Raw genomic sequence first — 12,782 nt, forward strand, 5'->3', positions numbered from 1 at the left:
GTTCGAGTTGTCCAGCAGCGCCCACCCCCCAGACAACGGAATGAAGGGAACCGGACATGGGTCCCCATCCTGCGGTCGCGGCGATACGCCTGGCGGTCCGCCGCGTCCTCCACGACATCCTCAACGACTCCCGGCCGGACACCGAGCCCGTGGTGCTCGTCGCCTGCTCCGGCGGAGCCGACTCCATGGCCCTCGCCTCCGCCCTCGCCTTCGAGGCCCCCAAACTCGGCATCCGCGCCGGTGGCATCACCGTCGACCACGGCTTGCAACCCGGCTCCGACGCCCGCGCCGAGGACGTCGTCCTGCGCCTGGCCGCCCTCGGCCTGAAGCCCGTCGAATCCGTCGCCGTCGATGTGGGCCGCGGCGGTGGGCCCGAGGCCGCCGCCCGCGACGCCCGCTACGCCGCCCTCGACGCCGCCGCGGCGCACCACGGCGCCGCCGCCGTCCTGCTCGGCCACACGCGCGACGACCAGGCGGAGACGGTCCTGCTCGGCCTCGCCCGCGGCTCCGGCATCCGCTCCCTGTCCGGGATGGCCGCGACGTCGGGCGCCGGCGGCCGCTACCGACGCCCCTTCCTCACGCTCGACCGGCAGACCGCCCGCAAGGCCTGCCTCGTCCAGCACCTGCCCGTCTGGGACGACCCGCACAACACCGACCCGTCCTACACCCGGTCCAGACTCCGCCACGAGGGCCTGCCCGCCCTGGAGAAGGCGCTCGGCAAAGGCGTCGTCGAGGCTCTCGCCCGGACGGCCCAGTTGTCGCGCGACGATGCCGACGCACTCGACACCTGGGCCCGCGACGCCGCCGATTCCGTACGGGACGCGGCCGGACTCCTCGAATGCGCCAAGCTGTACGCCCTGCCGCCCGCCGTACGCCGCAGAATCCTGCGCAGGACGGCCATCGAGGCCGGCGCCCCTGCCGGAGCGCTGTTCGCCCGGCACATCGAGGAGATCGACCGCCTGATCACCGGGTGGCGGGGCCAGGGAGAGATCAATCTGCCGGGCAAAGTTCTCGCTCAGCGGCAGGGTGGCAGACTGGTGATCCGGCAAGGCTGACTCGACGGTCACGTCGCGGCGGCCGGTGGGACGACCGAAAGTGATGCGGGTGGACGCGAAAGACATGGGCACCGACCTTCAATCGGTGCTCATCACCAAAGAAGAGATCGACGCGAAGCTGGCCGAGCTGGCCGCGAAGATCGACGCGGAGTACGCGGGCAAGGACCTGCTGATCGTCGGGGTCCTCAAGGGTGCCGTGATGGTCATGGCCGACCTGGCTCGCGCCTTGTCCACCCCGCTCACCATGGACTGGATGGCGGTGTCCTCGTACGGCTCGGGCACCCAGTCCTCCGGCGTCGTGCGGATCCTCAAGGACCTCGACACCGACATCAAGGACAAGCACGTCCTGATCGTCGAGGACATCATCGACTCCGGTCTGACGCTGTCCTGGCTGCTCACCAACCTCGGTTCGCGCGAGCCCGCCTCCCTTGAGGTGTGCACGCTGCTGCGCAAGCCGGAGGCGGCCAAGGTCGACATCGACGTGAAGTGGGTCGGCTTCGACATCCCGAACGAGTTCGTGGTCGGTTACGGCCTGGACTACTCGGAGAAGTACCGGAACCTGCCGTTCGTCGGCACCCTCGCGCCGCACGTCTATGGCGGCTGAGGAGTCGTCAGTCCTGATCGCGGGGACGGGAACCCTCGCGGGTCTCCCGCCGTTGGAGCATGCGAAGGGCAGATTCCCGCTCGTCCCCTGCGGCTTCGGGTGACAATGCTGGGGTACCGTCCGAAGAACAGTTCTTCAATTGGCTACAACAGCACCAAGAGCTCCAAACAGCCTTATCAAACTCACTATGGCAGGAGGGACGGGGCGACACCGCTCCGTATGGATGGACGTGAAGCGATACTTCCGTGGGCCGGTCATGTGGATCGTGCTGGCCGTCCTTGCCGTGGTCGTGTTGATGCAGGTCGTCGGTTCGTCCGGCGGCTACAAGACGGTGGACACCGGCCAGGTCATTCAGGCCATCAACGACAACAAAGTGGACTCGGCCAAGCTGACCACAGGCGATGAGAGCACGATCAAGGTCGAGCTGAAGGACGGCCAGAAGGTCGACGGCTCGGACAAGATCCAGGCCAGCTACATCGGCGACCAGGGCGTCGACGTGGCCAAGACTCTTCAGGCCAAGTTCGAGGACAAGCAGATTCCGGACGGGTACACCGTCTCGCCCTCGAAGCAGAACCCCTTCGTGGGCATCCTGCTCTCGCTGCTGCCCTTCGTTCTCATCGTCGTCGTGTTCCTGTTCCTGATGAATCAGATGCAGGGCGGCGGCTCCCGAGTCATGCAGTTCGGGAAGTCCAAGGCCAAGCTCATCACCAAGGACACCCCCAAGACGACGTTCTCCGACGTCGCCGGCAGCGACGAGGCCGTCGAGGAGCTCCACGAGATCAAGGAGTTCCTCCAGGAACCGGCCAAGTTCCAGGCTGTCGGCGCCAAGATTCCCAAGGGCGTACTCCTGTACGGCCCGCCCGGAACGGGCAAGACGCTGCTCGCGCGCGCTGTCGCGGGCGAGGCCGGCGTTCCGTTCTACTCGATCTCCGGTTCCGACTTCGTCGAGATGTTCGTCGGTGTCGGTGCCTCCCGTGTCCGCGACCTCTTCGAGCAGGCCAAGGCGAACGCTCCGGCGATCGTCTTCGTCGACGAGATCGACGCGGTCGGCCGGCACCGTGGTGCCGGACTCGGCGGTGGACACGACGAGCGCGAGCAGACGCTCAACCAGCTGCTCGTCGAGATGGACGGCTTCGACGTGAAGGGCGGCGTCATCCTGATCGCCGCCACGAACCGGCCCGACATCCTCGACCCGGCGCTGCTGCGTCCCGGCCGTTTCGACCGCCAGATCGCGGTCGACCGTCCGGACATGCAGGGCCGTCTGGAGATCCTCAAGGTTCACCAGAAGGGCAAGCCGGTCACTCCGGACGTCGACCTGTCGGCCGTCGCCCGCCGTACGCCGGGCTTCACCGGTGCCGATCTCGCCAACGTGCTGAACGAGGCCGCTCTGCTGACGGCCCGCTCGGACCGGAAGCTGGTCGACAACCAGATGCTCGACGAGGCGATCGACCGTGTGGTCGCGGGCCCGCAGAAGCGGACCCGGATCATGTCGGACAAGGAAAAGAAGATCACCGCGTACCACGAGGGCGGTCACGCCCTGGTCGCGGCGGCCTCGCCGAACTCCGACCCGGTCCACAAGATCACGATCCTGTCCCGCGGCCGCGCGCTCGGGTACACGATGGTGCTCCCGGAAGAGGACAAGTACTCGACCACGCGTAACGAGATGCTCGACCAGCTCGCCTACATGCTGGGCGGGCGCGCGGCCGAGGAGCTCGTCTTCCACGACCCGACCACGGGTGCCGCGAACGACATCGAGAAGGCCACTGGCACGGCCCGCGCGATGGTCACGCAGTACGGCATGACCGAGCGGCTCGGCGCGATCAAATTCGGCGGCGACAACTCCGAGCCCTTCCTGGGCCGCGAGATGGGTCACCAGCGCGACTACTCGGAAGAGGTCGCCGCGCTCGTCGACGAAGAGGTCAAGAAGCTCATCGAGACCGCGCACAACGAGGCCTGGGAGATCCTCGTCGAGAACCGCGACGTTCTCGACAACCTGGTCCTCGCGCTGCTCGAGAAGGAGACGCTGAACAAGGAGCAGATCGCCGAGATCTTCACTCCGATCGTGAAGCGCCCGGCCCGCCCCGCGTGGACCGGCTCCAACCGCCGTACCCCCTCGACCCGCCCGCCGGTGCTCTCCCCCAAGGAGCTCTCACTGACGAACGGGGCGAACGGAGCGACGCCCGCCATCGAGACCACCACCCCGGTGGACACGGTGAAGGAAGAGCGCCCCGAGAGCTGACCCCGCCCTCATTGGGCAGGCCAGACCCGGAATGCAGGCCGCGTCCCCCACGCTTTACGGTGTGGGGGACGCGGCCTTTGCGCTGCCGCGCGGGGATGTAAGTAGAGAAAGAGGCACCAGATGACCGACGCGGTGACGCTGGACGGTGAGGGCTCGATCGGCGAGTTCGACGAGAAGCGGGCCGAGAACGCCGTGCGTGAGCTGCTCATCGCGGTCGGCGAGGACCCGGAACGCGAGGGCCTTCGGGAGACCCCGGGGCGGGTCGCCCGCGCGTACAAGGAGATATTCGCGGGCCTGTGGCAGCAGCCCGCGGACGTCCTGACGACGACGTTCGACCTCGGGCACGACGAGATGGTCCTGGTGAAGGACATCGAGGTGCAGAGCAGCTGCGAGCACCACCTGGTCCCCTTCGTCGGGGTTGCCCACGTCGGCTACATCCCGTCCGCCGACGGCAAGATCACGGGCCTGTCGAAGCTGGCCCGGCTGGTCGACGTGTACGCGCGCCGTCCGCAGGTGCAGGAGCGTCTGACGACACAGATCGCGGACTCCCTGATGGAGATCCTGGAGCCGCGCGGTGTGATCGTCGTCGTGGAGTGCGAGCACATGTGCATGTCGATGCGCGGGGTGCGCAAGCCCGGCGCGAAGACGATCACGTCTGCGGTGCGCGGTCAGCTGCGGGACCCGGCGACCCGCAGCGAGGCGATGAGCCTGATCATCGGTCGCTGATACGCGACTGCGGGGCGCGCGAGGACCCTAGGCGGCCGGGGCCGCCTCTTCGGGGTCTTCGTCCTCCGGGAGCTTGCAGACGCGCTCCAGGAAGATGGCCGCCGCGATGACGCCGATGCCGGCGAGCACCGAGAGCCCGGCGTAGATCGCCTGGTCGCGGCGGGCCGGGACGTCCAGGGACTCCAGCAGGAAGACGCCGGTTCCGCCGTACATGCCCGCCACCAGCGCGGCGACCAGCGCGCTGGCCTGGCCGAAGACCAGGGCGCGCGCCGCCATCATGGGGTCGACGCCCTTGGCCTCGGGGCGGCGCTCCCGCTGTGCGCGCAGCCGGGAGCGGATGGACAGGGCCGTCGCGAGCAGCACGACGGCGATCACGGCCAGCACGATGGGCGCGGCCAGCGGGACCTTCGGCAGCGTGCCGAGCGAGTCCCACAGGCGGGCGCCCGCCCAGGACAGCACTCCGGCGACGACGAAGAGGCCGACCAGCGTCCTGATGCGCAGTTGCTTCATCCCGGTTGGTCGCCCCTTGTCCGTCTTGGCCCTGTTGTTCGGGCCGTTAACCGTGTCCGGTAGACCCTAACGACTACTCGGGGAGGCGGAGTTCCAGGTCGGCGCGTGCCGCGACGCCCGTGCGGGTCACGGCGTCGAGCAGCTGGGCGACCGCGCCGTGCCCCGGGAGCTGGGCCTCCGGCTCCACGTCGTGCCACGGGACGAGCACGAAGGCCCGCTCGTGGGCCCGCGGGTGGGGGAGCGTGAGGTACGGGTCGTCCGAGACCACATCGGCGTACGCGACGATGTCGACGTCGATGGTGCGGGCGCCCCAGCGCTCGTCCCGTACCCGGTGGAAGGCCTCCTCGACGGCGTGCGCGCGCTCCAGGAGCGAGGAGGGCGGCAGCGTCGTCTTCAGGACGACGACGGCGTTGAAGTACGAGGGCTGGCTGTCCGGGTCGACGCCCCAGGGCTCCGTCTCGTAGACGGGCGAGACGGCCTTGACGCGGACTCCGGGGGTGTCCTCCAGGGCGTCGACGGCGCCCTGGAGGGTCTCCAGGCGGTTGCCCAGGTTCGCGCCGAGGGAGATCACGGCGCGCTTGGGGTTGGAGAGCGTGGTGTCGGCGGCGTCGACCTGCTCCACCACGGAAGTCGGCACCGGCTGGACGGTCGGGTCGAACGGAGTTTTGTTCATACTCGGCTCCGGGTGATGGTGACGGTCACGTCGTCGAAGGGCACGGTGATCGGCGCGTCCGGCTTGTGGACGCAGACCTCGACCTCCTGGACGCCCTCGTGCTTCAGGCAGGTCTGGGCGATGCGCTCGGCGAGTGTCTCGATGAGATCCACGGGGTCGCCCGCGACAACGGCCACGACCTCCTCCGCCACGATGCCGTAGTGCACGGTCTTCGCCAGGTCGTCGTCGGCCGCGGCCGCTCGCGTGTCCAGGCCGAGCACCAGGTCCACGATGAAGGTCTGACCCTCCTCGCGTTCCTTGGGGAAGACGCCATGGTGCCCACGGGCCTTGAGGCCGCGCAGCGCGACACGATCCACGCGAATCACTCCTGCTGTCGTTGGTGACGGCCGGTCCCACCGATGTGCGGTCGATGTCCCGGCCTCGATCGAATCTACCTTCGGGCACTGACAGCACCGGTCCGCGGGGGCTATGACTGATCCCACCCGGCACACCGGCCCCACGGTGCACTCTCTGCTGGTAGCCGCCCATACCCAGGCCGTCGAGAGCGCAACCTCGCATCCGGATTTCAGGCGGGTGAGACGTCGTCGTCCCCGTTGCCCATCTCGTCGGATTCGTCATCCGATTCCGCGAGGACGGGGGAGGCGTGGTGCGACCAGATCTTCCAGCCGTCGCGGGTGCGCCGGAACACATTGGTGGCGACGACGCGCTGTCCGACGAGCGGGCCGAGCTCGTCGCCCTCCTTGGGGGCGGGGCCGCCGCTGAGGATGTTCTCCGTGCAGGTCACCAGGGCGGTGTCGGCGACCACGCTGATGTGCACATCGGTCAGGAAGAACTGGATGTACTCGGTGTTCGCCATGATCAGCGCGTACGAGCGGAGCACCTCGCCCCGGCCCGTGAGCACCGGCCAGCCGGGGTGCACGCAGCTGACGGAGGTGTCCTCGGCCTCGTCCGGGTCGGCGTCCTCGGCGTATTCGGCGTCCTCGGGGGCGAGCCACAGGGCGGTGAGTTCCTCGAAGGCGCCGCGTTCGACGGCTTCGTAGTAGGTGCGGTTGGCGGTGTCGACGGCTTGGACGTCGGCCTCGGTCACTGGGCTCCTTCGACCGCGCGTGCCACGCGGACGGCGTCGGCGGTGGCCCGCACCTCGTGGACGCGTACGGCCCAGGCGCCCGCCTGCGCGGCGAGCGCGGAGACGGCGGCGGTGGCGGCGTCCCGCTCGCGGGCGGGCGGCGGGGCGCCCTGTTCGCCGGCCAGTACGTGGCCGAGGAACCGCTTGCGGGAGGCCGCGACGAGGACGGGGTGGCCGAGCGCGTGCAACCGGTCGAGGTGGGCGAGCAGGGAGAGGTCGTGCTCGGCGTTCTTGGAGAAGCCGAGGCCCGGGTCGAGGACGATGCGGTCGGGGGCGATGCCGCCCTCGATGGCGGCCTCCACGCGCGCGTGGAGCTCGTTCACGACTTCGGAGACGACGTCCTCGTAGGTGCCGGGCACATTGGTGCCCTCCAGGAGGCCCCGCCAGTGCATCACGACGAAGGGCGCTCCCGTGGCGGCGACGACCGGGACCATCTCCGGGTCGGAGAGGCCGCCGCTCACGTCGTTGACCAGGGAGGCGCCCGCGGCGAGGGACTGCTCGGCGACGGAGGCCCGCATGGTGTCGACCGAGATCGTCACGCCTTCGGAGGCGAGTCCTCGTACGACGGGGATGACGCGCCTGAGCTCCTCGTCCTCGTCGACGCGGCGGGCGCCCGGGCGGGTGGACTCGCCGCCGACGTCCACGAGGTCGGCGCCCTCGGCGACCAGGTCGAGGCCGTGCTTGATCGCGGCGGTCGTGTCGAACCAGCGGCCGCCGTCCGAGAACGAATCCGGCGTCACGTTGACGACGCCCATGACCGCGCAGCGGTCCCAAACGGGGAGGTTGGCTACGTGGCCCCGGCGGACCTGCGACGTGCTCATGGCCTCAAGCCTAGGCCCTTCGCGGCGGGCCGGAACTCGCGGCTTTGGCGGCCTCTGAAGGCGCCGCCTTTTTCGTGGCGGGGCCGCGCGGCGAGGCCGGTCTCGCGGGTCCAGACCGCGCACCCCGTCTCGGAGCAGTCCATGACGGCCGGCGTCCAGGAGTGGGTCCGCGCCTCGTCCATGAAGCGCTCCATCGCCCCTGGCCACGCCTCTACGTCGCCCATGGGGTCGCCCTTGGCGAGCATCACGCCCGACACGACCCGGTAGCGGACCGCCGCCTTGCCGCTGGGCGAGAACACGATCCCCTTGTCGCGGGCGGCCGGGTCCTCGGGGCGGAACGCGAGGTAGAGCGTGGTCAGCGCGGTGACCAGCCCGAGGGCGCCGAGCGAGAGAGCGACCGTGCGCGCCGTGCCGCCTACGTAGACGAGCGGCCCTTCCATGCCGAGCAGTCCGCACAGGACGTGCTCCAGGCGGTCCACGAGGCTCGGGGCGCCGGCGAGCCGCTGCGGGTGCGCGCTGACGACGGCGAGGCCGATCAGCAGTGAACCGGCGCCCAGGAGCACGAAGTTGGACAGGGCGCGCCAGCGGCCGCGCGGGTCGGGCGGTGCGTCGAACCGCTTCCTGTCGCGTATCAGCAGCCACAACGGCACCAGGGACAGGGCGACGCCGACGACCCCGATGAGCGAGTCCCGGTACGCGAACTGTCCGGCGGCGCCGAGCGGCAGCAGCACCGTCGCCGCCCACCAGGCCCGCCGATTGCGGCGCCGCAGCATGCGCGCGAGCAGGACGAGCAGCACGCCGCTGCCGAGTGCGAGGGCCGCGGCGTAGGGGCTGAGCGGGCCCGGGAGTGCCTCCGTGACGGCGCCCGTGCGGCCGCGTGCGAACCGCGGCAGGACACCCGCCACGATGTCCGCGCCGCCGGCCAGGAGGCAGGCGCCCGCGATCCGCCGCATCCCCGCGCCTCCTCCAGCCGCTCGCCCCGCGAGACATATGAACACGGTGCGAATGCCGCATCCGTGACGTACGCCCTGTAGGACGGAAGCGGAGCGACGCGGGTTCACTCGTGGACGGTGAACCCCACGAGAGTGTGAACGGCGAACCTCGGCACGCCCTAGGAAACCCTAGGGAAGGAGCTGCTCCACCGTCTCCAGGTCGACCTCCGCGCGCGTGATGTCCCGCGCGTCCGCGGCCGTGGAGCGGCGCAGTGCCTCGTGCAGGCGGGCCGGGGTGAGCACGCCGAGGAAGCGGCCCTCGCTGTGTTCGTCGATGACCGCGATCCAGCCCGCGTCGTGCTGGAGCATCGTCGCGAACGCCTGCTTGAGCGGGGCGCCCACGGGCAGCCAGGCCTCCATGCGGCGCGCGTGGTCCCGCACGGTGTCGCCCTTGTTCGCGGCCACGCGCGCGTGCTCGGCGGAGATCCAGCCGTGCAGGTTGTTGTCGTGGTCCAGGACGACGGCCCAGCGGGCGTCGAGCTCCCTGGGCAGCGGGTCGTCGAGGTGCACGACGGGCGGCTGCTCCAGGTCGCCCTCCTCGATCGGGGTCACCGAGAGACGCTTGAGCCCGCGGTCGGCGCCCACGAAGTCGGCCACGTAGTCGGTGGCGGGCGTGCCCAGGACGGCCGACGGGGTGTCGTACTGCTCGATACGGCCCTCTCCGTAGACGGCGATACGGTCGCCGAGCCGGACGGCCTCCTCCATGTCGTGCGTGACGAACAGGACGGTCTTGCCGAGCGTCTGCTGCAGGCGCAGGAACTCGGTCTGCAGGCGCTCGCGCACCACGGGGTCGACGGCGCCGAACGGCTCGTCCATCAGCAGGACGGGCGGGTCGGCCGCCAGGGCCCTTGCCACGCCCACCCGTTGGCGCTGCCCGCCGGAGAGCTGCTCGGGGTAGCGCTCCCCGAACACCTTCGGGTCGAGGCCCACCAGGTCGAGCAACTCCGCTGCCCTCTCACGGGCCTTGGCGCGCTTGACGCCCAGCAGGTGCGGCACGGTCGCGGTGTTGTCGAGAACCGACTTGTGCGGGAACAGACCGACCTGCTGGATCACATAGCCGATGCGGCGGCGCAGTTGGACCGGGTCGACCCCGGATATGTCGTCGCCGCCGAGGAAGATCCGGCCCGCGGTGGGTTCGATGAGCCGGTTCACCATCTTCATCGTCGTGGTCTTGCCGCAGCCCGACGGGCCGACGAGCGTGACCAGTTCGCCCTCGTTCACCTCGAAGGACAGATCGTCGACGGCGGTGGTGCCGTCCGCGTACCGCTTGCTGACGTGCTCGAACCGGATCATGGGACCCCATTCTGCCGCGCCGCGGCCCGGTTGGGGATGCCCGTACGAGGCAGTCATGTGACGGCCGTGTTGCGTCCGGCGCCTGGGCCTCGGCCATTGTCAGTGGGCCCGGTTAGGGTCGTCGGCAGTTGGGAAACGTGCGTGCGGCTGTGCGGTCGGCTGACATACGTTCGGGGAATCGGGGGAGGTGGCCGGCGTGAGCGAGCGGAACTGCCTGGTGGCCAATGACTGGGTGTGCGGGGAGTATCTGCGCACCCGCAGCCAGGAGTTGGTCGACGCGACCGTCCAGCACCTCGGCATCACCGCCGCGTCGGTGGTGATCGGTGTCCTCGTCTCCTTCCCGCTCGCGCTGCTCGCCCGGCGCGCACGCGCCTTCGCGGGACCGGTGCTCGGTGTGACCACGGTGCTCTATTCGGTCCCGTCGCTCGCGATGTTCTCGCTGCTGCTGCCCCTGTTCGGGCTCTCGGTCTCGCTGGTGATCACGGGGCTCGTGCTGTACTCCCTGACGATCCTCGTGCGGAACATGTTGGCGGGACTTCAGGCGGTCCCGCAGGAGGCGCGAGAGGCCGCGCGCGGGATGGGGTACGGGCCGCTGCGGCTGCTGTGGGAGGTCGAACTGCCGCTGGCGCTCCCGGCGATGCTCGCCGGGGTGCGGATCGCGACGGTCTCCACAGTGGCGCTGACGACGGTCGGCTCGATCGTGGACTACGGCGGGCTCGGCACGCTGATCGTCGGAGGCCTGCAGAGCGACTTCAAGGCGCAGGTGCTCACCGCGTCCGTGCTGTGCGTGCTGCTCGCGATCCTGGCGGACCTGCTGCTGCTCGGCGTGCAGCGCCGGCTGACGCCGTGGACGAGGGTGGGGGCGCCCGCGCGGGGCGGCTTCCGAATACGGGGGCTCCGCGGCCGCGGCGATGGCGATGTGGCGCGCGTCGAGCCGGAGAAGGTGGCATGAACGCGATATCGGGGGCCTACGACTGGCTGGCCACGGGTGCCAACTGGCAAGGGGAGAAGGGGGTGTGGCACCGCCTCGCCGAGCACCTGTACTTCTGCGGTGTCGCGCTCGCCGTCTCCTGCCTGATCGCGCTGCCGCTGGCCCTGTGGCTCGGACACAAGGGCAAGGGCGGCGCGCTCGCGATCAACATCTCGAACGTGGGGCGCGCGGTACCGACGCTGGCCGTCCTCGTGCTGCTCACGCTCACCCCGCTCGGCCGGCACGGCGATGTGCCGACGCTGATCGCGCTGGTGCTGTTCGCGGTGCCGCCGCTGCTCACCAACGCGTACGTGGGGATGCGCGAGGTCGACCGCTCGGTGGTGGAGGCCGCGCGCGGCATGGGGATGAGCGGCCGCCAGGTCTTCGCCCGCGTCGAACTGCCGCTGGCGTACCCGCTGGTGATGACCGGACTGCGGTCCGCGACGGTGCAGGTGATCGCGACGGCGACGCTGGCGGCGATGGCCGGGGAAGGCGGGCTCGGGCGGATCATCACGGCGGGGTTCAACCTCCAGGACACGCCGCAGGTGGTCGCCGGAGCGGTGCTCGTGGCGGCGCTCGCGCTGGCGGTGGAGGGCCTGTTCGTCGCGGCGGGGTGGGTCTTCGACCCCATGCGGAGGCGGGCGTGACCCGGGGGCTCCGGGCAGGTCCCGGGCCCGGGTCCGATGGCTTGGGTTTGTTGTCAGTTCCGGTAGTGCGACGAGGAGAGCGATGAACAGCAGAACGCGTCGAGTGGCCCTGGCGGCCGTGACCGTGGGTGCGCTGACCGCGGGGCTCACCGCGTGCGGTGGTGGTGACAGCCTCGAGGACAAGGACGATGCGGGCGGGTCGGGTGGCGGCGGCAAGGGCAAGGTCGTCATCGGCGCCGCGCGTTTCACCGAGGCCAAGGTGCTCGGTGAGCTGTACCGGCAGATATTGGCCGACGCCGGGTACGACGCGTCGGTCAAGACGGTGGAGAACCGCGAGATCTACGAACCGCAGCTCGCCAAGGGCGCCATCGACGTGGTGCCCGAATACGCGGCGACGCTCGCCGAATTTCTCAATCTGAAGAAGAACGGGTCCAAGGCGAAGCCGGTCGCGTCGAGTGATGTCGATGCCACGGTGACCGCTCTGCGCAAGCTGGCCGAGCCGCAGGGTCTGAAGGTTCTGGACGCGGGAGAGGCCGTCGATCAGAACGCGTTCGCGGTGAGCGAGGACTTCGCCGACAAGCACAAGTTGAAGACCCTTTCGGATCTTGGCAAGTCGGGCCAGAAGGTGAAGATCGCGGCCGGTGACGAATGCGAGACCCGGCCGTTCTGCGCGCCGGGACTCAAGAAGTCCTACGGTATCGATGTCACGGGAATCGACCCCAAGGGCGTCGGCACCACGCAGTCGAAGCAGGCGGTGAAGAACGGCACGGACCAGCTGGTCCTGACGACCACGACCGACGCGACGCTGGAGAACTTCGGGCTTGTTCTTCTGGAGGACGACAAGAAGCTGCAGAACGCGGACAACATCGTTCCGGTTGTGAACGCCAAGGATGCGGGCGACAAGAAGATTGCCGATGCCCTCGGGAAGTTGACGAAGGCGCTCACGACCGATGATCTCGTCGAGCTGAACCGGAAGGTCGACGCCGAGCGGCAGAAGGAAGGCGATGTCGCGAAGGAGTATCTGCAGTCCAAGGACCTCATCGCTAAATGATCTTGAGCGGTGGCGGTAAGTGACCTTCCCCGTACGGGGGTTAGGTGGTTTCTGTGACAGGTGTGTCCGAATATT

13 protein-coding genes and 1 pseudogene are annotated in these 12,782 nt (G+C 69.6%); 7 read left to right on the top strand and 7 right to left on the bottom strand.

All coding sequences use genetic code 11. The features are described from left to right. Positions 1–56 precede the first annotated feature (56 nt). The 4 genes from tilS to folE all read left to right on the top strand — a co-directional run bounded on the left by tilS (position 57) and on the right by folE (position 4,624). Positions 57–1,055, top strand: a complete 999-nt coding sequence (gene tilS / locus ACFYWS_RS32375) for a tRNA lysidine(34) synthetase TilS (protein WP_389282369.1) — start codon at positions 57–59, stop codon at positions 1,053–1,055. A gap of 43 nt (positions 1,056–1,098) precedes the next feature. Next, positions 1,099–1,659, top strand: a complete 561-nt coding sequence (hpt, locus tag ACFYWS_RS32380; RefSeq protein ID WP_389282457.1) for a hypoxanthine phosphoribosyltransferase — start codon at positions 1,099–1,101, stop codon at positions 1,657–1,659. 223 nt (positions 1,660–1,882) lie between these two features. Continuing rightward, positions 1,883–3,898, top strand: coding sequence for an ATP-dependent zinc metalloprotease FtsH (ftsH, locus tag ACFYWS_RS32385; RefSeq protein ID WP_389282372.1), 2,016 nt, complete (start codon positions 1,883–1,885; stop codon positions 3,896–3,898). A 120-nt stretch (positions 3,899–4,018) separates the two neighbouring features. After that, positions 4,019–4,624 carry a GTP cyclohydrolase I FolE gene (folE, locus tag ACFYWS_RS32390; RefSeq protein ID WP_389282373.1) on the top strand — a complete coding sequence of 202 codons (606 nt, stop codon included), beginning with the start codon at positions 4,019–4,021 and terminating at the stop codon, positions 4,622–4,624. A 27-nt stretch (positions 4,625–4,651) separates the two neighbouring features. On the opposite strand, the gene ACFYWS_RS32395 is transcribed toward folE, so the two are convergent. The 7 genes and pseudogenes from ACFYWS_RS32395 to ACFYWS_RS32425 form a co-directional block, all read right to left on the bottom strand. After that, positions 4,652–5,134 carry a DUF3180 domain-containing protein gene (locus ACFYWS_RS32395; RefSeq protein ID WP_389282374.1) on the bottom strand — a complete coding sequence of 161 codons (483 nt, stop codon included), beginning with the start codon at positions 5,132–5,134 and terminating at the stop codon, positions 4,652–4,654. Between the two features lie 73 nt (positions 5,135–5,207). Further along, positions 5,208–5,807, bottom strand: coding sequence for a 2-amino-4-hydroxy-6-hydroxymethyldihydropteridine diphosphokinase (gene folK / locus ACFYWS_RS32400; protein WP_389282375.1), 600 nt, complete (start codon positions 5,805–5,807; stop codon positions 5,208–5,210). Beyond that, a complete protein-coding gene (gene folB, locus ACFYWS_RS32405; protein ID WP_267070060.1) occupies positions 5,804–6,163 on the bottom strand; it encodes a dihydroneopterin aldolase in 360 nt (119 codons plus the stop codon). Before folB ends, folK begins: the two co-directional genes overlap by 4 nt. 209 nt (positions 6,164–6,372) lie before the next feature. Further along, positions 6,373–6,894 carry a nuclear transport factor 2 family protein gene (locus ACFYWS_RS32410; RefSeq protein WP_389282376.1) on the bottom strand — a complete coding sequence of 174 codons (522 nt, stop codon included), beginning with the start codon at positions 6,892–6,894 and terminating at the stop codon, positions 6,373–6,375. Further along, complete coding sequence (gene folP, locus ACFYWS_RS32415) at positions 6,891–7,754, bottom strand: dihydropteroate synthase (RefSeq protein WP_389282378.1); 864 nt, start codon at positions 7,752–7,754, stop codon at positions 6,891–6,893. Before folP ends, ACFYWS_RS32410 begins: the two co-directional genes overlap by 4 nt. Positions 7,755–7,840: 86 nt before the next feature. After that, positions 7,841–8,707, bottom strand: a pseudogene (locus ACFYWS_RS32420) (phosphatidylglycerol lysyltransferase domain-containing protein); the annotation flags it as partial. A 168-nt stretch (positions 8,708–8,875) separates the two neighbouring features. Next, complete coding sequence (locus ACFYWS_RS32425) at positions 8,876–10,039, bottom strand: ABC transporter ATP-binding protein (RefSeq protein ID WP_389282380.1); 1,164 nt, start codon at positions 10,037–10,039, stop codon at positions 8,876–8,878. 196 nt (positions 10,040–10,235) lie between these two features. On the opposite strand from ACFYWS_RS32425, the gene ACFYWS_RS32430 reads away from it, so the two are divergent. The 3 genes from ACFYWS_RS32430 to ACFYWS_RS32440 all read left to right on the top strand — a co-directional run bounded on the left by ACFYWS_RS32430 (position 10,236) and on the right by ACFYWS_RS32440 (position 12,707). Continuing rightward, positions 10,236–10,991, top strand: a complete 756-nt coding sequence (locus tag ACFYWS_RS32430) for an ABC transporter permease (protein ID WP_389282381.1) — start codon at positions 10,236–10,238, stop codon at positions 10,989–10,991. Further along, positions 10,988–11,656 (top strand): ABC transporter permease, encoded by a 669-nt coding sequence (locus ACFYWS_RS32435; RefSeq protein ID WP_389282382.1) that lies wholly within the window; start codon positions 10,988–10,990, stop codon positions 11,654–11,656. Before ACFYWS_RS32430 ends, ACFYWS_RS32435 begins: the two co-directional genes overlap by 4 nt. 82 nt (positions 11,657–11,738) lie before the next feature. Beyond that, the gene (locus tag ACFYWS_RS32440) at positions 11,739–12,707 is read left to right on the top strand and encodes an ABC transporter substrate-binding protein (RefSeq protein ID WP_389282384.1); all 969 of its coding nucleotides are present in this window, start codon (positions 11,739–11,741) and stop codon (positions 12,705–12,707) included. The last annotated feature ends 75 nt before the right edge of the window (positions 12,708–12,782 follow it).

Source organism: Streptomyces sp. NPDC002795, assembly GCF_042888725.1.
GTDB lineage: Bacteria > Actinomycetota > Actinomycetes > Streptomycetales > Streptomycetaceae > Streptomyces.

What these genes read in the sequence shown, in the direction of transcription:
- tilS (WP_389282369.1), top strand. Translation starts at nt 57, where the DNA reads ATGGGTCCCCATCCTGCGGTCGCGGCGATACGCCTGGCGGTCCGCCGC.
- hpt (WP_389282457.1), top strand. Translation starts at nt 1,099, where the DNA reads ATGCGGGTGGACGCGAAAGACATGGGCACCGACCTTCAATCGGTGCTC.
- ftsH (WP_389282372.1), top strand. Translation starts at nt 1,883, where the DNA reads ATGGACGTGAAGCGATACTTCCGTGGGCCGGTCATGTGGATCGTGCTG.
- folE (WP_389282373.1), top strand. Translation starts at nt 4,019, where the DNA reads ATGACCGACGCGGTGACGCTGGACGGTGAGGGCTCGATCGGCGAGTTC.
- ACFYWS_RS32395 (WP_389282374.1), bottom strand. Translation starts at nt 5,134, where the DNA reads ATGAAGCAACTGCGCATCAGGACGCTGGTCGGCCTCTTCGTCGTCGCC.
- folK (WP_389282375.1), bottom strand. Translation starts at nt 5,807, where the DNA reads ATGAACAAAACTCCGTTCGACCCGACCGTCCAGCCGGTGCCGACTTCC.
- folP (WP_389282378.1), bottom strand. Translation starts at nt 7,754, where the DNA reads ATGAGCACGTCGCAGGTCCGCCGGGGCCACGTAGCCAACCTCCCCGTT.
- ACFYWS_RS32425 (WP_389282380.1), bottom strand. Translation starts at nt 10,039, where the DNA reads ATGATCCGGTTCGAGCACGTCAGCAAGCGGTACGCGGACGGCACCACC.
- ACFYWS_RS32435 (WP_389282382.1), top strand. Translation starts at nt 10,988, where the DNA reads ATGAACGCGATATCGGGGGCCTACGACTGGCTGGCCACGGGTGCCAAC.
- ACFYWS_RS32440 (WP_389282384.1), top strand. Translation starts at nt 11,739, where the DNA reads ATGAACAGCAGAACGCGTCGAGTGGCCCTGGCGGCCGTGACCGTGGGT.